Source organism: Amycolatopsis rubida, assembly GCF_900115345.1.
Classification (GTDB): Bacteria; Actinomycetota; Actinomycetes; order Mycobacteriales; family Pseudonocardiaceae; genus Amycolatopsis; species Amycolatopsis rubida.
In genome coordinates this window covers 165,943-189,592 of sequence record NZ_FOWC01000011.1, presented here as the reverse complement: position 1 = coordinate 189,592, position 23,650 = coordinate 165,943, and the positions used below count along the sequence as shown (strand labels likewise).

Genomic DNA, 23,650 nt, shown 5'->3' with positions numbered 1-23,650 from the left:
CTTCCTTCCGGGCCCTCACGCGTTTCCGACAGAACGGGATGTCCCCTCCGATGACCGAGATCGAGGCCGAAGCCGTCCCCGACCGGGGCGTGCCTGCCGTCCAGCTGACCGGGATCACCAAGCGGTTCCCCGGCGTCGTCGCGAACTCCGACGTCAACCTCACCGTCGCGGCGGGCGAGGTGCACGCGTTGTGCGGCGAGAACGGCGCGGGCAAGTCGACCCTGATGAAGATCCTGTACGGGATGCAGCAGCCCGACGAGGGCAGCATCGCCATCAACGGCGGCGAGGTGAGACTGCGCAACCCGCAGGACGCCATCCGCGCCGGGATCGGCATGGTGCACCAGCACTTCATGCTCGCCGACAACCTGACCGTCGCGGAAAACGTGTTCCTCGGCGCGGAGGCGCTGCACGGCATCGGCCGCGCGGCGCGGACGCGCTTGGCGGAACTGTCGAAGCGGACCGGGCTGCACGCGAAGCCGGACGCGCTGCTGGAGGAACTCGGCGTCGCCGACCGCCAGCGCGTCGAGATCGTCAAAGTCCTTTACCGCGGCGCGAAAATCATCATTCTCGACGAGCCGACCGCCGTGCTCGTGCCGCAGGAAGTGGACGCGCTGTTCACGACCGTGCGCGAGATGCAGGCCGACGGCTACACGTTCCTCTTCATCTCGCACAAGCTCGACGAGGTGCGGGCGATCGCCGACACGGTCACCGTGATCCGGCGCGGCACCACGGTCGGCACCGCGGATCCGAAGAGGATCACCAGCCGCGAGCTGGCCGAGATGATGGTCGGTTCGGAGCTGCCGAGCCCGGAGACGCGCGAGTCGACGGTGACCGACCGCGAGGTGCTCGGGGTGCGCGAGCTGCGGCTGTCCGCCGAAGGGTCCGAGCGCAACGTGCTGGACGACATCTCGTTCACCGTGCACGCGGGCGAGGTGCTCGGCATCGCGGGCGTCGAGGGCAACGGCCAGACCGAACTGGTCGAGACGATCATGGGGATGCGCAAGGCGAGCGGCGGCCACATCGAGCTGACCCCACCGGAGGGCAAGACGCACGATCTGGTCAAGCTGGGCACGCTCGCCCGGCGCGAGGCGGGCATCGGCTACATCGCCGAGGACCGCACGCGGCACAGCCTGCTGCTCACGCAACCGTTGTGGGTCAACCGGATTCTCGGCTACCAGACGCGCGAGCCGGTGTCCGGCGGCCAACTGCTGAACATCGCGGGCGCGCGCGAGGACACCGAGCGGATCGTGCGCGAGTACGACGTCCGCACGCCCGGCATCGACGTTCCGGCCGCCGCGCTGTCCGGCGGCAACCAGCAGAAGCTGATCGTCGGCCGCGAACTGTCCGGCAACCCGGTGCTGCTGATCGCTTCGCACCCGACCCGCGGCGTCGACGTCGGCGCGCAGGCGCTGATCTGGGAACAGATCCGCCAGGCGCGTGCCGACGGCCTCGCCGTGCTGCTGATTTCCGCGGACCTCGACGAGCTGATCGGACTGTCCGACACCATTCGCGTGATGCTGCGCGGCCGGCTCGTGAGCGAGGCCAACCCCGCCACCGTTACCCCGCAGGAACTCGGTTCCGCCATGACCGGCGCCGAAGAAGGTGAAGACTCATGAGTTCGTGGCGCACGCGGCTGTTGCCGCCTCTGCTCGCGATCGCGTTCGCGGTGATCCTGTCCGCGATCGCGCTCGTCATCTCCGGCGCCGACCCGTTGCAGGCGTACGGGACGATGATCGGCCAGCTGTTCAAGGGTTCCACCGCGGTCGACACGGTGAACCTCGGATGCGTGTACTACCTGTCCGGCCTGGCCGTGGCGATCGGGTTCCAGATGAACCTGTTCAACATCGGCGTCGAGGGCCAGTACCGGTTCGCCGCCGTGATCGCCGCGATCGTCGGCGGGGCGCTGCAATTGCCGCCGGTCATTCACACCATCGTGATCCTGCTGGTGGCCATCCTTTCCGGCGCGCTGTACGCGACGATCCCGGCGGTGCTCAAGGTGACCCGCGGCGTCAGCGAGGTCATCTCGACGATCATGCTGAACTCGATCGTCGCCGGCATCATCGCCTTCCTGATCAACGCCGACCAGTTCGGCGTGCAGACCGGCAACAACATCGGGACCAGGGTGATCGCGCCGTCCGGCCGGATCCCGGGCATCCCGCTGGGGTCGGGCACGCTGTTCGGGTTCGTGTTCATCGCGATCGTGATCGGCGGCGCGTACTGGTTCATGCTGAACCGCACCAGGTTCGGCTTCGAGCTGAAGGCCAGCGGCGAGTCCGCGACGGCCGCCGCGGCCGGCGGCGTGAGCGCGAAGAAGATGACGCTCATCGCGATGCTGCTCTCCGGTGCGGTGGCCGGTCTGGTCGCCATGCCGGAACTGCTCGGCCGCGACTACAGCTACGGCATCACCGCGACCCAGATGTACGGCTTCACCGGCATCGCGGTCGCGCTGCTCGGCCGCAACCACCCCGGCGGCATCGCGTTCGGCGCGCTGCTGTGGGCGTTCCTGGACACCTCGGCGGTGTCGCTGGAGCAGATCAACGTGTCCAAGGAGATCGCGACGATCATGCAGGGCATCATCGTGCTCTCGGTCGTCGTGGCGTACGAGATCGTGCGCCGGGCCGACCTCGCCGCGGAACAGCGCAGGGTGGGCAGGGCGCTCGCGGGCAACGGCCGCAAGGGCGCCTCGGTCGCGGAAGGCGGTGCGGTGTGACCACCACAGAACTGTCGAGGCCAGGACCGGAGTCAGGGATGCCGGTGCCGGTCAAGCGCAAGCGGCCGCGGATTCCCGGCTGGCTGCGCGGCGTGATCTGGGCCGTGGTCGCGATCGCGGTCATGTCGACCGCGTCGTACGCCACCGGTGTTTCGGCGCTGACGTCCAGCAACACCGCGTCGACCGCGCTGCGGCTGGCGCTGCCGATCCTGCTGTGCGCGCTCGGCGGGCTGTGGGCCGAGCGCGTCGGCGTGATCAACATCGGCCTCGAAGGCATGATGATCCTCGGCACCTGGGGCGCGGCCTGGGGTGCGTACTACGGCGGCGCGTGGGTCGGCCTGCTGGCCGCGATCGCGTTCGGCGCGCTGGGCGGGCTGCTGCACGCGGTGGCGACGGTGACGTTCAACGTCAACCACATCGTCTCCGGGGTCGCGATCAACCTGCTCGGGCTCGGTGTCGCGAAGTATCTGGCGAACCTGATTTTCGAGCCGCTGTCGGGCAACCCGCGCCAGTCGCCGCCGGTGCCGAAGTTCGACACCTATTCGGCGGCCGGGCTTTCGGACTGGCTGGGCTCGCTGGAAGACCAGCAGCGCGTCGGATTGTCCGACGTCGCGGGCATTTTGCGCGGGCTGGTGACCGGGGTCGCGCCGCTGACCATGCTCGCGATCGTGCTGATCCCGGTGAGCTACTGGATTCTCTGGCGCACCCGGTTCGGCCTGCGGCTGCGTTCGTGCGGTGAGAACCCGGTCGCGGCGGAGTCGCTCGGCGTGAACGTGTACCGCTACAAGTACGTCGGCGTGCTGATCTCCGGCGGCTTCGCGGGCATGGGCGGTGCCTCCCTGGTGCTGCTCAAGGGCGGCGCGGACTACCTGGAGAACCAGACCAACGGCCGCGGGTACATCGGTCTGGCCGCGATGATTTTCGGCAACTGGCGACCGGGCGGGCTGCTCGGCGGTGCCGCGCTGTTCGGGTACTCCGACGGTCTGCAGCTCGCCGGCGGCGGTGACGCGGTGCTGGCGTTGCTGTACGGCGCGGTGATTCTGCTGGCGATCATCGTGATCGTGCAGCTGATCCGGAAGCGTTGGCTCGCGGCCGCGCTCGGCGTGGTCGGCGCCGGCATTCTGTACGCGATCTACTGGACCAACGACACGCTGCCGAGCGACTTGATCCCCTACACCGCGCATTTCGTGACGTTGATCGTGCTAGCTGTTGCGTCGCAACGACTTCGGCCGCCCAAGGCGGACGGTGCGCAGTATCGGCGAGGTGAGGGCGACTGATGTCCGAAGTGGACTGGGAAGCTCTGCGAGCTGAGGCGGTCAAGGCGGCTTCGCACGCGTACGCGCCTTATTCGGGACTGCACGTCGGCGTCGCGGCCATTGTGGACGATGGCCGTCAGGTGACCGGTTGCAACGTCGAAAACGCTTCCTACGGTTTGGGTTTGTGCGCTGAGTGCACAATGGCCGGTCAATTGCGACTGTCCGGCGGTGGCCGTTTGGTCGCCGTGGCTTGCCGCAGCGGCGCGGGTGAGCTGTTGATGCCTTGTGGACGCTGCCGCCAGATTCTGTTTGAGCTTGGCGGATCTTCGTGCCTGGTGGACACTCCGCGCGGGGTGCTGCCGATGTCGGAGGTGCTGCCGGACGCGTTCGGGCCGGAGGACCTGCCGTGACGTTCGCCGCGGTAGATGTCATTCGGGCCAAGCGTGACGGCGGACGGCTGAGCGACGAACAGATCGACTGGGTCGTCGACGCCTACACCCGCGGAGTGGTCGCGGAAGAGCAGATGGCCGCACTGGCCATGGCCATTTTCTTGCGCGGCATGGACGACGGCGAGATCGCGCGCTGGACCGGCGCGATGATCGGCTCGGGTTCGCGGCTGTCGCTGGACGTCGCGCGCCCGACCGTGGACAAGCACTCGACCGGCGGGGTCGGCGACAAGATCACCTTGCCGCTGGCTCCGCTGGTCGCCGCGTGCGGTGCCGCGGTGCCGCAGCTGTCCGGTCGCGGACTCGGCCACACCGGCGGGACGCTGGACAAACTGGAGTCGATCCCGGGTTGGCGCGCGGCTTTGTCGCTGGACGAGATCGCGGCGCAGCTGAACTCGGTCGGCGCGGTGGTCTGCGCGGCGACTGAGGGGCTGGCTCCGGCGGACAAGAAGCTGTACGCGCTGCGGGATGTCACGTCGACGGTCGAGTCGGTGCCGTTGATCGCCAGCTCGATCATGAGCAAGAAGATCGCCGAGGGTGCTTCGGGGCTGGTGCTGGATGTGAAGGCCGGCTCCGGGGCGTTCATGAAGACCGTGCCGGAGGCGCAGCTGCTGGCGCGGACGCTCGTGGACATCGGCACCGCGCACGGGGTGGCGTGCACCGCGTTGATCACCGACATGAGCACGCCGCTCGGGCGGGCGGTCGGGAACGCGGTCGAGGTCGCGGAGGCGGTCGAGGTCCTGCGCGGCGGTGGCCCGGCGGACGTGGTCTCGCTGACGGTGGCGCTGGCGCGGGAAATGCTTGCTTTGGCGGGGATTTCCGTGGATCCGGCTGAGGTGCTGGCGTCCGGTGAGGCCTATGAGGTGTGGGCTCGGATGATCACCGCGCAGGGCGGCGATCCTTCGGCCTCCTTGCCGCGACCTTCTTCGGTGCACGTCGTCCCAGCACCTGCTTCCGGGGTGCTGACTTCGCTGGACGCCTACGCGGTGGGTGTCGCGGCTTGGCGGCTCGGGGCCGGCCGGGCGCGCAAGGAAGACCCGGTGCAGGCCGCGGCGGGAATCTTGTGCCACGCGAAGCCGGGCGACGCGGTGGTGGCGGGGGAGCCGTTGCTGGAACTGCACACGGACACTCCGGAGGCGATCCCGGCGGCCCTCGCGGCGCTGGAGGGCGGGTTCGAGGTGGGTGCGGAGGCACCTGCTGCGACGGGGATCGTGCTGGACACCGTTCGGCCCTGACCGCGGAAACGACGAAGCCCCGTCCGGATCCCGGACGGGGCTTCGGTCATTCAGCTCAGTCAGTCGGCTCGTCCGCGTCGCCGCCAGCCTTGGCCTTGGCGTCCGCGGCCTTGGGCGACCGCCCGTTGCGGGAGCTGCGACGAGGCTGCCGCGGCGCGGGCGGCGGCGGGGCGATCTGCTGCACCGCGGGCCCGCCGCCCAGCATCAGTTCCGCGAAGGTCGCCATCGCCTCGTCCAGCTGGCCGCCGATCCGCCGCACGGATTCGTCGTTGCTGCGGCGCACCAGCGAGTCGACCGCGTCGGTGTCCGGCTGCTTCGACAGCGTGCCTTCGACCTTCGACAGGCCGCTGCGGACCGAGCCGTCCAGGTCGCCGATGCGGCCGGTGACGTCGTCCTCGACCTTGTCGATGCGGCTGGACAGGTCGTCGAGACGCTGGGTGATCGTTTCGAGCTTCGTGCCGACGCTGTCGAGGCGGGCGGCCGGGTCGATCATCTCGCCGGTGTCGGAGACCGCGCTCTTCAGCGCGTCGGTCGCGGTGGCGATGCGTTCCTTCGTCGCGCGGTCCAGTTCGTCCACGCGCGAGCGCAGTTCCTGGTCGGTGGTCTCGATCCGCTCGCGCAGCGACGTCTCGGCCATCTCGATCCGGTCGCGGATCGGGCCCTGTGTCGTCTGCGGCAGCGACTCCAGCTTCGCGTCCTGCTTGTCCAGGTGCCCGCCCAGCTCGTCGAGGCGGCGGTGGATGTTCTGCAGCTTGTCCTCAAGCCCGTCCATCCGGCCCGCGACGCCCTCGAACCGCGCCGCCACGCCGTCGAGGCGGCCGTCGAGCTGGGCGAAGGGCTTCGCCAGCTTGTCGACGATGCTCTCCACCGCGTGCGTGAGCGCGGCGATCGCGTTGTCCTGGGACTCCAGCCGTGTCATCGCCTCGTCGAGGCGTTCCGCCAGCACCCCGACCTCGGTCCGGTCCGGCAGTTCCGACAGCCGCTTGCGCACCGCGCCCAGGGAGTCCACCGGCGCGAGCCGGGCGTAGATGTCGTCGAGCGCGTCGAAGATCTGCTGCTGCTCGCTCTCACGAACCTCGGCCGCGCGCACCAGCATGTTGCGCATCCGGTCGAACGACGGAGCGGCAATGTGGTTGTCAGTGGTCACTGCGGTGTCCTTCGTCGGCGGGGAAAATGGAAGGGACTGACCCGAGCTTATCGATGAAGAAAATTGCTGTGCGTATGGCCCCCGGGGAACGCGGATAACGACCGTGCCACCCGGATGGCCGATTCCTTGCGCACAGTGCTGAGCAGAGGGTTGTTCCGGTGCTCTCGGTTACGGCCAGGTAGGGGAATGACAGCGAGGCTACCGTTGGAGGATGTCGGACGTAACCCCGCTGAGCGCGGAGATCCTGCGCCGTGCCCCCAAGGTCCTGCTCCACGATCACCTCGACGGCGGTGTGCGCCCGGGCACGGTCGCCGAACTCGCCGAGGATCTCGGCTACCGGGACCTTCCCGCGACGGATCCGGACGAGCTGGGCCGCTGGTTCCGCGCCGCGGCGGACTCCGGTTCCCTGGTGTCGTACCTCGAAACGTTCGCCCACACGTGTGGTGTCATGCAGACGGAGGAAGCACTGGTCAGGGTTGCCGCCGAGGCGGTGGAAGACCTGGCCGCGGACGGAGTGGCCTACGCCGAGCTGCGGTACGCGCCGGAGCTCTTCGTGGAACGCGGGCTGTCACTCGATGCAGTGGTCGAGGCTGTCCAAGAGGGCTTCGCCGAAGGGATGCGGAGGGTAGCCGCGGGCGGCGGGCGGATCCGGGTGCGGACCCTGCTGTGCGGGATGCGCCAGCACGCCCGTGCGCTCGAGATCGCCGAACTCGCGGTGCGCTACCGCGACGCCGGGGTGGCCGGATTCGACATCGCCGGACCGGAGGACGGATTCCCGCCCACCCGAAATCTGGACGCATTCGACTATTTGCGCCGGAACAACGCGCACTTCACTATTCATGCCGGCGAAGCGTTCGGACTTCCCTCGATCGGCGAGGCAATCCAGTACTGCGGCGCGGAACGGCTCGGGCACGGCGTGCGGATCGTCGAGGACATCACCACCGACGCCGACGGAAATGTCCATCTTGGACGGTTGGCGGGCTACGTCCGGGACCGGCGGATCCCGCTGGAGATCTGCCCCTCGTCGAACGTCCAGACCGCAACCGTGCCGTCGCTGGCCGAGCATCCCATCGGCCTGCTCGCCCGGCTGCGCTTCCGCGTCACCGTCAACACCGACAACCGGCTGATGAGCGGCTGCACGATGACCAGTGAATTCGCCGCGCTGGCCGAGACGTTCGGCTTCGGCCTCGACGACTTCCGCTGGTTCACGATCAACGCGATGAAATCCGCGTTCCTCGATTTCGACGAGCGGCTTGAGCTGATCGAGAAGGTCGTCAAACCCGGGTACGCGGCGCTCGGCTGAATCATCGAGCTGTCGGACGCGGCCGCCTCCGAAAGGCGGTTGCGTTCGTTAGCCATGCCAACTATCGTTCACCATGTAAGACGTATATCTCAGATATTGAGACGGTGGCGGAATGGCGCAGGTCGGGGCTGGGGAGCAGGTGCGGCAAAAAGGCAGTTCGCGACGGTGGCTGATCCTCGCGCTTGGCCTCGCCGCGCAGACCGCCAGCTGCTCCTTTCTTTACGGGCTGCCGTTTCTCGTGCCCGCCATGCGCGAGGCCGACCATCTGACGCTGGCGCAGGCGGGCACGGTCGTCGCGGCGCCGAGCATCGGCCTGCTGCTCACGCTCATCGCCTGGGGCGCGGCTGCGGACCGTTACGGCGAGCGCCTCATCATGGCGCTGGGCCTGGGCGTATCGGGGTTACTCCTCGTGTACGCCGCCCTGTGGCACCACCCGGTCGGACTTCTCTTTGGGGTGTTTCTCGTAGCCGGTGCGTGCACGGCTTCGGTGAACGCGGCGAGCGGCCGGGTCGTCATGGGCTGGTTCGCCAAATCCGAGCGTGGCGTCGCGATGGGCATCCGGCAGACGGCGCAGCCGCTGGGGGTAGGAGTGGCCGCGCTCGGGCTGCCGCCGCTGGCCGCGCAGTGGGGGTTCCAGGCGGCGATGCTGCTTCCTGCCGTGCTGGCGGTCGGTGTGGCGCTCTTGGTGGCGCTGTTCGTCGTGGACCCGCCGCGGCCGCCGCGTGCGGCGAAGGGGGAGCGGCCGCCGTCGCCGTACCGCAAGCCGTGGCTGTGGCGAGTGCACGGCGCGAGTGCGCTGTTGGTGGTGCCGCAGTTCGCGGTGTCCGCGTTCGCGCCGGTCTATCTGGTCTCGCAGCATCAATGGACCGCCGCGCAGGCGGGGGTGTTCGTCGCGGTGGCTCAGGTGCTCGGCGCGCTCGGGCGACTGGCGTCGGGGTATTGGTCGGACCGGGTCGGCAGCCGGTTGCGGCCGATGCGGCAGCTCGCTGTCGCGAGTGTGGTCGTGATGCTGCTGGTCGCGGTCGGGGACGCGACTTGGCTGTGGCTGGTGCTGGCCGCGCTCGTGCTGGCGGCGGTGATCACGGTGGCGGACAACGGTCTCGGCTTCACCGCGTCGGCCGAGCTGGCCGGTATCGCGTGGTCGGGGCGCGCGATGGGGACGCAGAACACCGCGCAGAACATCGCCGCGTCGGCGACGCCGCCGTTGCTGGGACTGGTGATCGGGGACAGCCGGTACGCGCTGGCGTATTGCGTGGCGGCGGTTTTCCCGCTGCTGGCAATAGGGGTGGTGCCGATGCGGGCGGAGGGGCGCGAGGAGGTAGGTGGCTCGTGAGTGGCGATCGCGGTTCTCCCCGGGATCGCCACTCACGAGCCACGCAGGCCGTCGAGAAAGAACGCCAAGTGCCGACGCCAGGTTTCGGGTGATTCGCGGATCAGCTGCGACATCGCGGCGACCAGCGGGGCGAGATCCGCGGGTTCGAAATCGGCGCGCAGCTGTCCGGATTCCTTTGCCCGGTCGATAATGCGCTCCGCATGCTCGAAACCGGTGCGGCACGCCTCCCGTACGGCCGGGCTCAACGGCAACCTGCGGGCGAGCGCGTCGCTGAGGCCGTGATCCTTGGCCTGCAACGCGAACAGCCCGTCGAGAAACCCGGTGAAGCCCTGCCACGGGTCCGGCTCCGCCAACGCCTTCGCCGCCAGATCGTCCAGTGCGGCGATCTGCGCGGGCAGGATCGCGTCGACAAAGGCGTCCCGGGTCGGGAAGTGCGCGTACAGCGTGCCGATGCTGACCCCGGCGCTGCGGGCGATCTGCTCCAGCGGCGCGTCGAGGCCGTGCTCGCCGAACGCGCGCGTGGCGGCGGCCAGCAGTTTGCCGCGGTTGCGGGCGGCGTCCGCGCGCAACGGCTTCGATCCGGTGGCCATGGGCCCATCGTACAAAGTCGAGGGCGTCCTCGGGTTTTGTGGTACCTTGGCGAACGAAATCGAGGGTGCCCTCGACTTAATGCTGGGGAAGGAAACCAAGCCATGACCACTCGCCCGACCGCTGTCGTTCTCGGAGCCGGGCCCGGCCTCGGAATGTCGATGGCCCACCGGTTCGCCAAGGAGGGATACAGCGTCGCGCTCGTTTCGCGTACCGCTGAGCGGCACCCGGCTTACCTGGCCGGACTCGACAACGCGGAAGCGTTCGCCGGCGACGTCCGGAACGGAATCGGAGCGACGCTCGACGAAGTCACCGAACGGTTCGGCGGCATCGACGTCGCCTACTACGGCCCGGCCGCGATCGAACCGGACAGCTTTCCCACGGACATCACCGAAGCGACTGTCGACGCCGTCGAGAAGGCGATGAGCTGGGTGTATCCGGCCGTCGAGGTGGTCGGCAAGCTGCTGCCGGGCATGCTGGAGCGCGGCAGCGGCGGATTCCTGTTCGCCGGCGGGCTCAGCGCGGTGCGGCCGATGCCCGCGCTCGGCGCGCTCGCGGTGTCGTCAGCGGCGTTGCGGAACTACGCGCGGACGCTGCACGAGGGGCTGGCCGGGACCGGCGTGTACGCGGGCAGCCTCATCATCGGCGGCTTGGTCGAACGCGGCGACATTCACCGGATGGTCGTCGCGGGGCGGGAAAAATACGGCGACGCCGGCGGTCGCACCCTGGATCCGGATGCGATCGCCGGCGTCGCCTGGAAGATGTTCTCCGCCGGTGACCCGGCCGAGAGCGTGTTCGACGCCGTCTAGCAGGTTCAGACCACCGTGAGGCGGTTCTCGAAGTCCTCCACCAGCTTGCGCCAGGCGCTCTGCTCGGTGTCGAACGGAGCGCTCGGCTCAAGCCGGCTCGGGTCCGGCCGCAGCACGAACGACACCAGCCAGCCGAGGCTTTCGTTGGCCGCCAGCGCGGTTTCGACGGTGTCGTCGCCCGCCCATTCGGCGGCGTCGGTGATCAGCTCGACGGCCAGCTCCAGCTGGGTCGGGTCGATCGACTCCGGGCCCTCGGCGATGTCCTCGTCGAGACCGGGGAACACGTAGGTGTTGTCGGTGTCGACCTCGATCTCCAGCTCGTCGGCCGCCGCCTTCTCGCGCACCTCGTCCCAAGTGGACACGCTCGCGAGGTCGGTGTCGGCGAGTTCGTCACCCGCCTTGATCGCCTTGAGCAGCGCCTTCGGCGAGCTGAACACGTCGATCTCGCCCTCGTTGCCGAGGAAGACCGGCTTGTCGTCGAGGTAGCAGCGCAGCGTGTAGTACTCCGCGCCGGAGGTGACGATCTTGATCGGGTCGATGCCGACCTCGCCCCAGAAACCGACCGGCTCGTCCTCGGCGTCCTCGTCCTCGGCGTCGACCGCTTCGAGGTCTTCCGGCCCGCCGTCCTCTTCACCGGCCTCCGCCTCGGCGGATTCCTCGTGGAAGGCGGCCAGCTCTTCGGCGGTCTGCTCCAGCACCGCGGCGTCGACGTCCGGCACCGTCACCAGGTTGTCGATCGCGTCGAGCACGGTGTCCCACTTCTCGGAGACGGCCTTCGACAGGTCGTTCCACAGCGCTTCGCCCTCGCGCCCGGTGAAGGGCAGCCGGCCCTGCTCCAGCAGCGAGAAGCCCTCGTAGGCGTCGAGCACCTCGTGCACCTCGTCCAGCTCGCACACGTCGGCGAGCGAACGGACGATGCCGACGATCTCGGCCAGCTCGCCGATCGTCCACGAGTCCGGCTCCTCGGCGACCAGCTCGGGCACGCCGACGAGGTCGTAGGAGTGGTCGTCGTCGGGGATCAGCTCGGGCACGTTCAGCGCGGGCACCGCGTCCCACGCCGGGTGGTCGAGCAGGTCGTGCTGCTCGGCTGTGCGCACGAAGGCGGCAAGGTGCGCGGCGTCCGGGAAGGCGTACAGGTCGTCCTCGTCGCCGAGGAACGCTTCCCACTCCTCGCCGTCCTCCCGCCACCGCGGGGCCCAGAGGGTGACCACGTCGCCCTGCGGCAGCCCGAGCTCGATCGGGATGATGTCCTGTGCCATTGCCGAATCCTCCGCGAGTACCGCCCGTGTGCGCGCCCGCCTGTCCGTCCCCTCCGGCAGCGCGCGGTACGGGAAGCCTACGGGTTAGGGCAAGCACCCGCGATCTCCCCTGCACCTGCGGGCGGCGGCGGGATGGCACGATGGTCGCCACGATGACTCTCACCGACCTCCTGCCAGCGGATCCCGACGCAGATGCCCTGTTCGAAGCCTTCACGACGTGGACGGCCGAACGGGGTATCGAGCTGTACCCCGCGCAGGAGGAGGCGGTGATCGAGGTCGTCTCCGGGGCCAACGTCATTCTGTCGACGCCGACCGGCTCCGGCAAAAGCCTCGTCGCGGTCGGCGCGCACTTCACCGCGCTCGCGCACGGTAAACGCAGTTTTTACACCGCGCCGATCAAAGCGCTGGTCTCGGAGAAGTTCTTCCAGCTCATCGAGATCTTCGGGGCCGATCAGGTCGGCATGATGACCGGCGATTCGAGCGTCAACGCCGACGCGCCGATCATCTGCTGCACCGCGGAAATCTTGGCGAACATCGCGTTGCGCGACGGCGCCGGCGCCCCGGTCGGCCAGGTCGTCGCGGACGAGTTCCACTTCTATGCGGAACCGGACCGCGGCTGGGCGTGGCAGGTCCCGCTGATCGAGCTGCCGAACGCGCAGTTCGTGCTCATGTCGGCCACGCTCGGCGACGTTTCGTTCTTCGAAAAGGACCTGACCCGGAGGACCGGACGGCCGACCGCGGTGGTCACTTCGGCGCAGCGGCCGGTGCCGCTCACCTTCCGGTACGCGCTCACGCCGCTGCACGAGACGATGTCCGAGCTGCTCCACGGCGGCCAGGCACCGGTGTATGTCGTGCATTTCTCGCAGGCCGCGGCCATCGAACGGGCGCAGACGCTGATGAGCATCAACGTCACGACCAAGGCGGAGAAGGAGGCGATCGCCGACCTGCTCGGCGACTTCCGGTTCTCCGCCGGGTTCGGCAAGACGCTCTCGCGGCTCGTGCGGCACGGCATCGGCGTGCACCACGCGGGCATGCTGCCGAAATACCGGCGGCTGGTCGAAACGCTCGCGCAGTCCGGGCTGCTGAAGGTGATCTGCGGGACGGACACCCTCGGCGTTGGCATCAACGTGCCGATCCGGACCGTGGTGTTCTCGGCGCTGACGAAGTACGACGGCGTGCGGCAGCGGCATTTGAAGGCGCGCGAGTTCCACCAGATCGCCGGACGCGCGGGCCGGGCCGGGTACGACACCGACGGTTATGTGGTCGTGCAGGCTCCGGATCACGTGGTGGAGAACGCGAAGGCGCTGGAGAAGGCGGGCGACGACCCGAAGAAGAAAAAGAAGATCGTCCGGAAGAAGGCTCCGGAGGGCTTCGTCAACTGGACCGAGAGCACGTTCGACCGGCTGATCGCGGCCGATCCGGAACCGCTCACGTCCAGTTTCCGGGTCAGCCACTCGATGCTGCTGAACGTGATTTCCCGGCCGGGCAACGCGTTCGACGCGATGCGGCATCTGCTGGAGGACAACCATTCGGACCGGCCGGCACAGCGGAAGCTGATCCTGCGGGCGATCGAGATCTACCGTTCGCTGCTCGCCGCCGGTGTGGTGGAAAAGCTGCCCGAACCGGATGCCGAGGGGCGCATCGTCCGGCTGACGGTGGACCTGCAGTTCGATTTCGCGTTGAACCAGCCGCTTTCGCCGTTCGCGTTGGCTGCCATCGAATTGCTGGACCTGGAGTCGCCGTCGTACGCGCTGGACGTGGTGTCCATTGTGGAATCCACAGTGGACAACCCGCGGCCGGTGTTGTCGCAGCAGCAGTTCAAGGCGCGCGGGGAAGCCGTGCAGGCGATGAAGGCCGACGGGATCGAGTACGACGAGCGGATGGAGCTGCTCGAATCCGTCACGTACCCGAAACCGTTGGAGGAACTGCTTAACGCGGCTTACCAGTCGTATCGTGCTGGGCACCCGTGGGTGGCGGATTACGAGCTGTCGCCGAAGTCGGTGGTGCGCGATATGTACGAGCGCGCGATGAACTTCGTGGAATACGTGGGCTTCTATCAGCTCGCGCGTTCCGAAGGCCTGGTGCTGCGCTACCTCGCCGACACCTACGACGCGTTGCGGCACACCGTGCCGGACGAGGCGAAGACCGAATCGCTGCAGGATCTCATCGAATGGCTCGGCGAATTGGTGCGGCAGGTCGACTCCAGCCTGCTGGACGAATGGGAAGCGCTGCGGCATCCGGACGAGGAAGGCCCGGTGTCGCACCGGCCGCCGCCCGAGCCGCCCGCGGTCACGCGCAACGAGCGAGCTTTCCGCGTACTGGTGCGCAACGAGTTGTTCCGCCGGGTGGAGCTGGCTTCGCGCCGGGCGTACGACGAACTGGGCTCGCTGGACGCCGCCTCCGGCTGGGACTCCGGCGCGTGGGAAGACGCGATCGAGGACTACTTCGACGAGCACGATTCGCTCGGAATCGGCCCGGACGCGCGCGGCCCGGCCTTGCTGCTGATCGAGCAGGAGCCGGACCTGTGGCGGGTGCGGCAGATCTTCGACGATCCGGCCGGCGACCATGACTGGGGGATCAGCGCGGAGGTCGATCTGCGCGCGTCGGACGAGGCGGGCAGCGCGGTGGTGCGGATCGTGGACGTCAATCAGTTCTGAGTGCCGGGACCGTCCTTGGCCGGCGGTTGCCAGCGGGTGTAGCGCAGCATCGACCGCGCCATCACCGACGTCGGCATGGCCCGGAACGCCAGATTCCGCATCGCGATTCCGAACGGGTTCGTCAGCTGCTGGCCCATCCGGCCGGTTTGCCGGGCGGCTCGGGCGATGGCCTGGCTACGCGGGCGGCGCTCTGCGTCGTATCGGGTGAGCGCGGTGTCGACGTCGGTTGAGGACAGCGCATGCGCGAGTGTCACGGCGTCTTCCAACGCCTGGCAGGCACCCTGGCCGAGGTTCGGTTGCATCGCGTGCGCGGCATCGCCGAGCAAGGCGACTCGACCGGACACATAGGACGGCAGCGGCGTCACCAGTTCGTACACATCGTGGTGCAGAACGGCTTCCGGTTCGGTCGCGTCGAGCAGGGCGGTGACCGGCTCGTGCCAGGAACCGAAGCGGCGGCGCATTTCGGCGATCGGGTCGGGATAACGGGTGCCTGCCGGGATGGTCAGCACGGCGTGCCATTCGGCTCGGCCGTCCGCCAAGCCGATGTGCCCGAACTCGGCTCCTCGGCCCCAGGTGAGATTGAAGTCCGAAGAGGACAGTGCGAACGGCTCGGTCGTGATGGCGCGGATGACGGCCGATCCACTGTAGACCGGGCCAGGATGTGCGGGGAAGAAACGTTTGCGCAGCCGGCTGTTGACGCCATCAGCGGCGACAATCACCTCGGCTTCGTGACGGCCGGAGGTGGTGACCACGGCGTTGCCCTCGACGGCGGTGACCTCCTCCCGCACCACCGGCGTGGGCAGCAGCGTACGCAGCAACCGATGCAATTCGTACCGTGCGATGCCGACGATCGGCGTGCCGGCGACGCGTTCGAGTTCGGCTCCGTCCATGCGGGCCAGCCAAGTCCCGCGCGGGCTGCGGGTGCTGACCCTGCGCTGGAAACAGCCGGCGGCGCGGAGTGCGTCGCCGGCTCCCAACGCGTCCAGGGCGCGCACACCGTTGGCGGCAAGGGAAATTCCGGAACCGGCGTCGTCCAGATCACCGGGCAGGCGTTCGAAGACCGTGACCTGCCAGCCGGCTCGCGACAATCCGATCGCCGCGGCCAGGCCACCGATTCCCCCGCCGACGACTACCGCCGATCCACTTGTGGGCACCAGGCCAGGATAGGCCCGATCAGCTGGCCATGAGCATGGAACGCGCATCCAGGCCGTCGAACCACAGGCCGATCGCCAACCCGGCGGCGGCTTCCAGCAGGGCGGCTCGGTCGAGGCCGCCGGCGGGCAGGGGAGTGCAGCCCAGGTCCTGGACCAGCTCCGTCGCGACGGCGACGGCCTCCGGGGTGCCGCACAGCGGGACGCCGAGCGGGCGACCTTCGAACAGCGGCGGGGTCATTCGCCAGACGTCCACGTGGGCGAGGTTGAACGCCTTCACCACTGAAGCGCCCGGGGCGTATTCGGCGATCCGCGCGGCAACGGGTTCGCCGGTCGCACCGGGGGTGTTGGTGCAGTCGACGAGGACCTTGCCGGTGAGGTCGAGCGGGGTGAGCAGGGCTTCGAGGGCGGTGGTCGGGACGGCCAGCAGGATGGCGTCCGCTCGGGCGGCGGCCTCGGCCCAGTCCACGGCCTCGGCGCCAAGCTCGGCGGCCAAGGCGGCGGCGTGCGCGGGGGAGCGGCCGGACACGGTCAGGTCGTGCCGGGTCCATTGGCTGCCGAGAGCGGACGCCACGGCGCCGGTGCCGAAGAGGGCGATGTGCATGGGAAGGTCTCCTGTCGTCGCGTGGTTGTACGCAAACGACGTTAGGAACCCCGGCAGGAACCGAAAGGTAACCATGGACTTCATCGCCGACTGCCGTACCCGGCTCGCGTTCGACCTGGTGGCGAACACCTGGCATCCGGTCGTGCTGTGGGCGTTGAAGAACGGCCCGCTGCGGCACGGCGAACTGCGCACGCGCATCGGCGGGATCAGCGCGAAGGTGCTGACCGAGGCGGTGCGCAAGCTGGAACGCGACGGGCTGGTCGAGCGCGTGGGCGGGGCGTATCAGCTGACGGGGCTGGGGGTGAGTTTCCTCGGACCGATCGAGGGGTTCGGAAGGTGGGCGGCGGAGTACGGGGATCGGGTGGTGCAGGCACAGAGCCGGGGGGCGTGAGTGGCAATGCCGGTTCTCACCGGAGCCAGCACTCACGAGGGCAGTGGCCTGGCTCGCGCCAGCTCCAGCAGCGGTACGGCCGCCGCGGCGTCGGTGACCAGCGTCGACACCAGCCCGGACCGCAGTACGGCGTCCACCGCCTCGGCTTTCGGCTGGCTGTAACCGATCGCGATCACCTCGGGGACCGCCATCAGCTCCTCGTGGCTGATCGCCAGCACGTGGTGCGCCAGGCCGGTGCCGAGCGAATTGCCGTCCGCGTCGAACAGCCGCGCGGCGACCTCGGCGGTCGCGCCCCGGGCGGCGATGGCGGCGCGTTCGGCCTCGTCCAGCGCGTCGTACACGGTGGACTCCCCGGTCTCCCACGAACCGATACTCACCACGGCCTTGGTGAGTTTCCCGAACTGCGCGAACGTTTCCGCGATGCCCGGCTGGTGCCGCAGGATCTCGGTGGTCCGCCGGTCGGGCAGGACGAGCGGGCCGAAAATCGGGTACGAATCGCCGCCGGACACCGACGTCACGCGGCTGACCGTCTCCACCGAACGGCCGCGCATGTCCATCCCGGCCTGCACCCCGCACAGCTGCACGATCGGGCAGCGCGGCAGGGTCCGGATCGCCTCGGTCATCGCGTTGACCGAGCGCGCCCAGGACAGCCCGATGACGTCGTCCGGGGTCGCGATCTCCTCCAGCAGCCGGGCGGCCAGCGCGCCGACCTGCTTGCGGACGATCTCCCTCGGCTCCGTTTCGGATGCTCGTTCGAGCACGAGCACGCGCTCCAGCCGGTAGGCCCGGCGGATGTCGTCGGACAGTTCGACGTCGATCGGCGCGGGCAGGTCGAACTCGATCCGCACCAGCCCGGACTCGAGCGCCGCGTCCAGCATCCGCGCGACCTTGAACCGGCTCACGCCGAACTCGTCGGCGATCTCCAGCTTCGAGGCGCCCTGCACGTAGAACCGCCTGGCCATGGTCGCCAGCAGCAGCGTTTCGGTCAGCGGTAGTGGCCCCTTTTTCCTGCTCACATGAGCAGGATAGCGCAAAAATGAGCTTTGCCGGTTGACGGATCCGCAGGCAGCAGCCTCTAATGCCTACGCATGTTACCTACGGCATAAGTCAAAATCGCTCAAACGAGCATCTTGGAAGGTGATGACGCATGCGCGCCGCGATCGTGGACCGGCCCGGGGAGATCCGGGTCGGCGAGGTTCCCGATCCGAAGCCCGGGGAGCGCCAGGTCGTCGTGAAGGTGGGTGCCTGCGGGATCTGCGGCACGGACCTGCACATCGCCGACGGGCATTTCCCGCCGACCCCGTATCCCATCGTTCCCGGGCACGAGTTCTCCGGGGAGATCGTCGAACTCGGCGCGGACGTGCCCGCCGAGTGGAAGGTCGGTGACCGGGTCGCGGTCGACCCGTCGATCTACTGCGGATACTGCACCCCGTGCCGGTCCGGGCACGGCAACCTCTGCGCGAACTGGAACGCCACCGGCGACACCGTCAACGGCGCGTTCGCCGAGTACGTCGCGGTGCCCGCGGACACCTGCTACCGGATGCCCGACTCGATGACCTGGGAACAGGGTGCGCTGGTCGAACCCGTTTCCTGCGCGGTGCACGGCGTGCGCCGGATCGGCGTGGAGGCGGGCGAACGCTTCCTCGTGGTCGGCGCGGGCACGATGGGCCTGATCATGCAGCAGCTCCTGCTCCGCGCGGGTGCGCACGTGACGATGGTCGACCGCAACGCCGCCCGGCTGCCTCGCGCGACCGACCTCGGCGCGGCCGCAGTGGCCGCCGACATGTCCGAACTGGACGATGAACGCTTCGACGCCGCAGTGGACTGCACCGGCGCGGCACCCGCGATCGAGGCAGCGTTCAACGCACTGCACCGCGGTGGCCGGTTGCTCGTGTTCGGCGTCGCTCCGGCCGAAGCACGCGTCGCGCTTTCGCCGTTCCGTATCTACAACGACGAAATCACCATCGTCGGTTCGATGGCCGTGCTGAACAGCTACGGCAACGCGCTCGACCTCGTCGCGAACGGTTACCTCGACACCGAAGCGCTGATCACCGACACCCTGCCGCTCAAGCAGTACCCCGAGGCGCTGGCGAAGATGCGCAGCGGGTCCGGCCTCAAGATCCAGGTGCTGCCCGGAGGTGGTGGCGGTGCGTAAACTCCTGTGCCTCCTTGCCGCGACAGCGTTGTTAGTGACGGGATGCGCCGGAGCCGGGGCGCTCGGCACCGGCGGGCGGACACTGGTCGTCGCGATCGTGTCCAATCCGCAGATGAAGGACGCCATTTCGCTCAAGGGCGAGTTCGAGCAGGCCAACCCCGGGATCAAGCTCAAGTTCGTTTCCCTGCCGGAAAACGAGGCCAGGGCGAAGATCACCGCGTCCACCGCCACCCAGGGCGGCGAGTTCGACGTGGTGATGATCAGCAATTACGAGGCTCCGCAGTGGGCGGCCAACGGGTGGCTGGAGAACCTCGAACCGCACATGAAGGCGACGCCGGGATACGACGAGGCCGACTTCATCCCGAGCATCCGCCAGTCGCTGTCGTATGAAAACCAGATGTACGCGGTGCCGTTCTACGGCGAATCGTCCTTTGTGGTCTATCGCAAGGACCTGTTCCAGCAGGCCGGGTTGAACATGCCCGCGCATCCGACGTGGCAGCAGATCGCCGATTTCGCCGCGAAACTCGACAACAAGCAGGCGGGCATCGCCGGGATCTGCCTGCGCGGCAAGCCGGGCTGGGGCGAGAGCCTCGCGCCGTTCACCACGGTCGCGAACACCTTCGGCGCGCAATGGTTCGACAAGGACTGGAACGCGAAGCTGACCAGCCCGGAGTTCACCAAGGCGGCGAACTTCTACGTGAACCTGCTGCGCGACCACGGCGAGGTCGGCGCCTCCAGCGCCGGGTTCACCGAATGCGGCACGAAGTACGCCCAGGGCAACGCCGCGATGTGGTACGACGCCACCTCGATGACCGGCACCACCGAAGACCCGAAGACCAGCCACGTCGGCGGAAAGAACGGCTACGTCGCCGCGCCGGTGGACAAGACGCAGGCGAGCGGCTGGCTCTACACCTGGGCGCTGGGCATTCCGAAGGTCGGCAAGAACAAGGACGACGCCTGGAAGTTCATGGCGTGGATGACGAACAAGGAGTACGCGAAGAAGGTCGGCCAGACTTACGGCTGGAACCGGGTGCCGCCGGGCACGCGCAAGTCGACGTATGAGATCCCGCAGTACAAGGAAGCCGCGAAGGCCTACGCCCAGCCGACGCTGGACGGCATCGCGGCGGCGAACCAGCAGAAGACGATGGTGAACCCGGTGCCGTATCCGGGCATCCAGTTCGTCGGGATCCCGGAGTTCCAGGACCTCGGCACCCGGGTGAGCCAGCAGCTGTCCGCCGCGATCGCCGGTCAGACCTCCGTGGCCGACGCGCTCGCGCAATCGCAGAAATACGCGGAAACCGTCGGAAAGTCGTATCAGGAGGTGCAGCGATGAGCACCCTCTCCGTCCCCGCCGGAACCGCGCCGGCGACCGCCAAGCCAGCTGCGAAGAAGGTGACCGGTTCGGCCGGGAAACGGCGGCTTCCGCTGTTGCCCGCGCTGATCTTCGTGATCGCGGTGACGCAGATTCCGTTCCTGCTCACCTTGTTCTACTCGTTCCAGTCGTGGAACCTGGTGCGTCCGGGCTCGCGGCATTTCGTCGGTTTCCGCAACTACGTCGACGTCTTCACCGACACGACGTTCCTCGGCGCGCTGCTGAACACCGTGGTGCTCACCGTGGTCTGCGTGTTCCTTTCGCTGCTGCTCGGGCTCGGGCTCGCGGTGCTGCTGGACCGGAAGTTCGCCGGCCGCGGCTTCGTCCGGACGCTGCTGATCACGCCGTTCCTGATCCTCCCGGCGGCCGGTGCGCTGCTGTGGAAGACCACGGTGTTCGACCCGACGTACGGGTTGCTGCACTTCGTGTTCGGCACGGACACCGACTGGCTTTCGCAATTCCCGCTGGCCGCGGTGATGGCGCAGATCATCTGGCAGTGGACGCCGTTCATGACTCTGCTGATCCTCGCCGGGCTGCAGAGCCAGTCGAAGGAGGTGCTGGAGGCGGCGTCGGTGGACGGCGCGAGCCGCTGGCGGACCTTCGTGTCGATCACGCTGCCGCACCTTTCGCGGTTCCTGCAGCTGGCCACGCTGCTCGGCGCGATCTACATCGTGAACAGTTTCGACGCGATTTTCCTGATGACGCAAGGCGGTCCGGGCACGGCCAGCACGAACCTGCCGTTCTACATCTACCAGCGCGCGTTCGAGGGCTTCGATATCGGACAGTCGTCCGCGATGGGCGTTGTGGTGGTCATCCTGACGATGATCGTCGCGACGTTCGCGCTGCGGCTGATGTTCCGCGCGTTCTCCGTGGACGGAGGAGTCAAGTGAGCACCGCAACCGCCACCGCCTCGCCCGCCGCCACCGCCTCCGCGCCTCCTCCGCGGCGCCGGGCCAAACGCCGCTACGGTCCGGGCACGCTGACCGTCGCGACCTGGATCATCGCGATCCTGTTCGTTTTCCCGTTGCTGTGGATGATTCTCACCGCGTTCAAACAGGAGAACGACGCCTACACCGATCCGCCGAAGCTGTTCTTCACCCCGACGTTCGACCAGATCTCGAACGTCCTCAACAGCGGTTTCCTGCCGTACCTGGGAAATTCGGCGTTCGTCACGGTGATTTCGACGCTGCTCGTGCTGCTGCTGGGGATCCCGGCCGCGTACGCGCTGTCGCTGGCTCCGGTCAAGGGCACGAAGAACGCGCTGGGCTTCTTCCTGTCGACCAAGATGCTGCCGATCGTGGCCGCGATCATCCCGCTGTACGTGATCTCGCAGAACACCAACCTGCTGGACACCGTGTGGGCGCTGATCATCCTGTACACCGCGATGAACCTGCCGCTCGCGATCTGGATGATGCGGTCGTTCTTCCTGGAAGTCCCCGGCGAAATGATCGAGGCGGCGCGGATCGACGGGGCGAACCTGCCGACGTTGCTGCGCAAGATCATCATGCCGGTGGTCGCGCCCGGCATCGCGGCGACCGCGTTGATCTGCGTGATCTTCTCCTGGACGGAGTTCTTCTACGCGGTCAACCTCACTGCTGCCAGGGCCGGCACGGTGCCGGTCTTCCTGGTCGGCTTCATCACCAGCGAGGGCCTGTACTGGGCCCAGTTGTCCGCCGCCGCGCTGCTGGCTTCGCTGCCGGTGATGATCGTGGGCTGGATCGCGCAGAACCACCTGGTGCGCGGGCTGTCCATGGGCGCTGTGAAGTAAGGGAGAACGCAGATGTCCGCTGAAGTGATTTACGACCAGGCGTCGCGGGTCTACCCCGGCAATCCGGGCGTCCGCGCGGTCGACCAGCTGAGTCTCGAAGTGCCGGACGGCGAATTTCTCGTGCTCGTCGGCCCGTCCGGATCGGGCAAGTCGACCGCGCTGCGGATGCTCGCCGGGCTGGAGGACGTCAACGAGGGTTCGATCCGGATCGGCGACCGCGACGTCACCGACCTGCCGCCGAAGGACCGCGACATCGCGATGGTGTTCCAGTCCTACGCGCTGTACCCGCACATGACGGTAGCCGACAACATGGGTTTCGCGTTGAAATTGCGCGGGTTCTCGGCGGCTGACATCAAGAAGCGGGTCGACGAGGCCGCCAAGATGCTGGACCTGTCGCGGTTCCTCGATCGCAAGCCGAAGGCGTTGTCCGGCGGGCAGCGGCAGCGGGTCGCGATGGGCCGGGCGATCGTGCGCGAGCCGAGCGTGTTCCTGATGGACGAGCCACTGTCCAATCTGGACGCGAAACTGCGCGTGGAAACCCGTGCCAACATCGCGAAACTCCAGCAACGGCTCGGCACGACGACCATCTACGTGACCCACGACCAGGTCGAGGCCATGACGATGGGCGATCGGGTGGCCGTGCTGAAGGACGGCGTGCTGCAGCAATGCGCGTCGCCGCGGTCGCTGTATGAGAAGCCGGAGAATTCGTTCGTGGCCGGGTTCATCGGGTCGCCGGCGATGAACCTGGCGACGCTGCCGCTGTCCGAGGCCGGCGTGCAGCTGGGCGACCTGGTGGTGCCGCTGCCCGCCGAGGTGCGGACGGCGGCGGCTGGGCTGCCGGAGATCGTCTTCGGGATCCGGCCGGAGTCGCTGCGCCTGGTCGGCGAGGCGGACGACGGTTTCGAGCTGGTGGTGGAGCTCGTCGAGGAACTGGGTGCGGACGCGTACCTGCACGGCAAGGTCGGCGACGACCGGTTCGTGGTCCGCGTCGACGGTCGGACGCCGCCGCGGATCGGCGACAACGTCCGGGTGGCGTTGCGCGGCGAGGGCGAGACGCACGCGTTCCATCCTGAGACGACGCTGCGGCTGGGCTGAGTGCGTCGTGAGTGTTCATCCCGGCGAGAACCGGGATGAACACTCACGACTACCTCCCACGGGGACCCGCTTCCCCCGCGCGCCGGATCCCTTCCGCCGCGCTCCCGGCGACGCTTGACGCATGTCGCCGAAGCAAGCCGAGTTGCGCAAATGGCCGGGTTACGCCGCCGCCGTCTGGGGAGTGGTGTTCGCGATCCCCAGCTTCGTCTGGGTGACTGGCAGCATCTTCGGCGCGTGATCGACTTCGTCTGGGTGACCGGCAACACTTTCGGCGCGTGATCGACTTCGTCTGGGTGACCGGCAACACTTTCGGCGCGCGATCGACTTCGTCTGGGTGACCGGCAGCATCTTCGGCGCGCGATCGACGTTTT

General features: G+C 68.2%; 21 protein-coding genes. 15 read left to right on the top strand and 6 right to left on the bottom strand.

Translation table 11 applies throughout. From position 1 onward, the window contains the following. The first annotated feature begins 50 nt into the window (after positions 1–50). From BM362_RS33580 to BM362_RS33560, 5 genes are read left to right on the top strand one after another with little or no spacing between them, the layout of a single operon-like run. The gene (locus BM362_RS33580; RefSeq protein ID WP_093575901.1) at positions 51–1,616 is read left to right on the top strand and encodes an ABC transporter ATP-binding protein; all 1,566 of its coding nucleotides are present in this window, start codon (positions 51–53) and stop codon (positions 1,614–1,616) included. Continuing rightward, complete coding sequence (locus BM362_RS33575) at positions 1,613–2,710, top strand: ABC transporter permease (protein ID WP_067589570.1); 1,098 nt, start codon at positions 1,613–1,615, stop codon at positions 2,708–2,710. Before BM362_RS33580 ends, BM362_RS33575 begins: the two co-directional genes overlap by 4 nt. Positions 2,711–2,748: 38 nt before the next feature. Next, entirely contained in the window at positions 2,749–3,987 is a 1,239-nt protein-coding gene (locus tag BM362_RS33570; RefSeq protein WP_093575900.1) for an ABC transporter permease, read from the top strand. Continuing rightward, the gene (locus BM362_RS33565; protein ID WP_067589577.1) at positions 3,987–4,376 is read left to right on the top strand and encodes a cytidine deaminase; all 390 of its coding nucleotides are present in this window, start codon (positions 3,987–3,989) and stop codon (positions 4,374–4,376) included. The genes BM362_RS33570 and BM362_RS33565 overlap by 1 nt, the downstream gene beginning before the upstream one ends. Then, positions 4,373–5,647: a thymidine phosphorylase gene (locus BM362_RS33560; protein ID WP_067589580.1), complete on the top strand. Its 1,275-nt coding sequence runs from the start codon at positions 4,373–4,375 to the stop codon at positions 5,645–5,647. The genes BM362_RS33565 and BM362_RS33560 overlap by 4 nt, the downstream gene beginning before the upstream one ends. A 55-nt stretch (positions 5,648–5,702) precedes the next feature. On the opposite strand, the gene BM362_RS33555 is transcribed toward BM362_RS33560, so the two are convergent. Continuing rightward, positions 5,703–6,794 carry a PA containing protein gene (locus tag BM362_RS33555; protein WP_067589583.1) on the bottom strand — a complete coding sequence of 364 codons (1,092 nt, stop codon included), beginning with the start codon at positions 6,792–6,794 and terminating at the stop codon, positions 5,703–5,705. Between the two features lie 211 nt (positions 6,795–7,005). On the opposite strand from BM362_RS33555, the gene BM362_RS33550 reads away from it, so the two are divergent. Beyond that, entirely contained in the window at positions 7,006–8,097 is a 1,092-nt protein-coding gene (locus BM362_RS33550) for an adenosine deaminase (protein ID WP_067589586.1), read from the top strand. Positions 8,098–8,209: 112 nt separating this feature from the next. Beyond that, a complete protein-coding gene (locus tag BM362_RS33545) occupies positions 8,210–9,430 on the top strand; it encodes an MFS transporter (protein WP_093575899.1) in 1,221 nt (406 codons plus the stop codon). A 32-nt stretch (positions 9,431–9,462) separates the two neighbouring features. Here the strand turns inward: BM362_RS33545 and BM362_RS33540 are convergent, their stop codons facing one another. After that, the gene (locus BM362_RS33540) at positions 9,463–10,020 is read right to left on the bottom strand and encodes a TetR/AcrR family transcriptional regulator (protein ID WP_093575898.1); all 558 of its coding nucleotides are present in this window, start codon (positions 10,018–10,020) and stop codon (positions 9,463–9,465) included. A gap of 102 nt (positions 10,021–10,122) precedes the next feature. Between BM362_RS33540 and BM362_RS33535 the strand changes: the two genes are divergently transcribed. Then, complete coding sequence (locus BM362_RS33535) at positions 10,123–10,827, top strand: SDR family NAD(P)-dependent oxidoreductase (RefSeq protein ID WP_093575897.1); 705 nt, start codon at positions 10,123–10,125, stop codon at positions 10,825–10,827. A gap of 5 nt (positions 10,828–10,832) precedes the next feature. Here BM362_RS33535 and BM362_RS33530 read toward each other — a convergent pair whose 3' ends face one another. Next, entirely contained in the window at positions 10,833–12,086 is a 1,254-nt protein-coding gene (locus BM362_RS33530) for a hypothetical protein (protein ID WP_037816131.1), read from the bottom strand. Between the two features lie 152 nt (positions 12,087–12,238). Here BM362_RS33530 and BM362_RS33525 point away from each other — a divergent pair, with 152 nt between their 5' ends. Continuing rightward, positions 12,239–14,743 carry a DEAD/DEAH box helicase gene (locus BM362_RS33525; RefSeq protein ID WP_067589981.1) on the top strand — a complete coding sequence of 835 codons (2,505 nt, stop codon included), beginning with the start codon at positions 12,239–12,241 and terminating at the stop codon, positions 14,741–14,743. Here BM362_RS33525 and BM362_RS33520 read toward each other — a convergent pair. Beyond that, complete coding sequence (locus BM362_RS33520; protein WP_208865415.1) at positions 14,734–15,897, bottom strand: FAD-dependent monooxygenase; 1,164 nt, start codon at positions 15,895–15,897, stop codon at positions 14,734–14,736. The genes BM362_RS33525 and BM362_RS33520 overlap by 10 nt on opposite strands. A 19-nt stretch (positions 15,898–15,916) precedes the next feature. After that, complete coding sequence (locus tag BM362_RS33515; RefSeq protein ID WP_067589601.1) at positions 15,917–16,498, bottom strand: NADPH-dependent F420 reductase; 582 nt, start codon at positions 16,496–16,498, stop codon at positions 15,917–15,919. Between the two features lie 73 nt (positions 16,499–16,571). Here BM362_RS33515 and BM362_RS33510 point away from each other — a divergent pair, with 73 nt between their 5' ends. Continuing rightward, complete coding sequence (locus tag BM362_RS33510) at positions 16,572–16,889, top strand: winged helix-turn-helix transcriptional regulator (protein ID WP_067589604.1); 318 nt, start codon at positions 16,572–16,574, stop codon at positions 16,887–16,889. A gap of 32 nt (positions 16,890–16,921) precedes the next feature. Here BM362_RS33510 and BM362_RS33505 read toward each other — a convergent pair whose 3' ends face one another. Then, positions 16,922–17,851: a sugar-binding transcriptional regulator gene (locus tag BM362_RS33505; RefSeq protein WP_067589607.1), complete on the bottom strand. Its 930-nt coding sequence runs from the start codon at positions 17,849–17,851 to the stop codon at positions 16,922–16,924. A gap of 185 nt (positions 17,852–18,036) precedes the next feature. On the opposite strand from BM362_RS33505, the gene BM362_RS33500 reads away from it, so the two are divergent. From BM362_RS33500 to BM362_RS33480, 5 genes are all read left to right on the top strand, one after another. Then, a complete protein-coding gene (locus BM362_RS33500; protein WP_067589610.1) occupies positions 18,037–19,044 on the top strand; it encodes a zinc-dependent alcohol dehydrogenase family protein in 1,008 nt (335 codons plus the stop codon). After that, positions 19,031–20,377, top strand: a complete 1,347-nt coding sequence (locus tag BM362_RS33495) for an ABC transporter substrate-binding protein (RefSeq protein ID WP_067589613.1) — start codon at positions 19,031–19,033, stop codon at positions 20,375–20,377. Before BM362_RS33500 ends, BM362_RS33495 begins: the two co-directional genes overlap by 14 nt. Next, the gene (locus tag BM362_RS33490) at positions 20,374–21,306 is read left to right on the top strand and encodes a carbohydrate ABC transporter permease (RefSeq protein WP_067589616.1); all 933 of its coding nucleotides are present in this window, start codon (positions 20,374–20,376) and stop codon (positions 21,304–21,306) included. The genes BM362_RS33495 and BM362_RS33490 overlap by 4 nt, the downstream gene beginning before the upstream one ends. Positions 21,307–21,395: 89 nt before the next feature. After that, positions 21,396–22,184 (top strand): carbohydrate ABC transporter permease, encoded by a 789-nt coding sequence (locus tag BM362_RS33485; protein WP_037716491.1) that lies wholly within the window; start codon positions 21,396–21,398, stop codon positions 22,182–22,184. A 12-nt stretch (positions 22,185–22,196) separates the two neighbouring features. Next, positions 22,197–23,279 (top strand): ABC transporter ATP-binding protein, encoded by a 1,083-nt coding sequence (locus BM362_RS33480; protein ID WP_067589619.1) that lies wholly within the window; start codon positions 22,197–22,199, stop codon positions 23,277–23,279. Positions 23,280–23,650 lie beyond the last annotated feature (371 nt).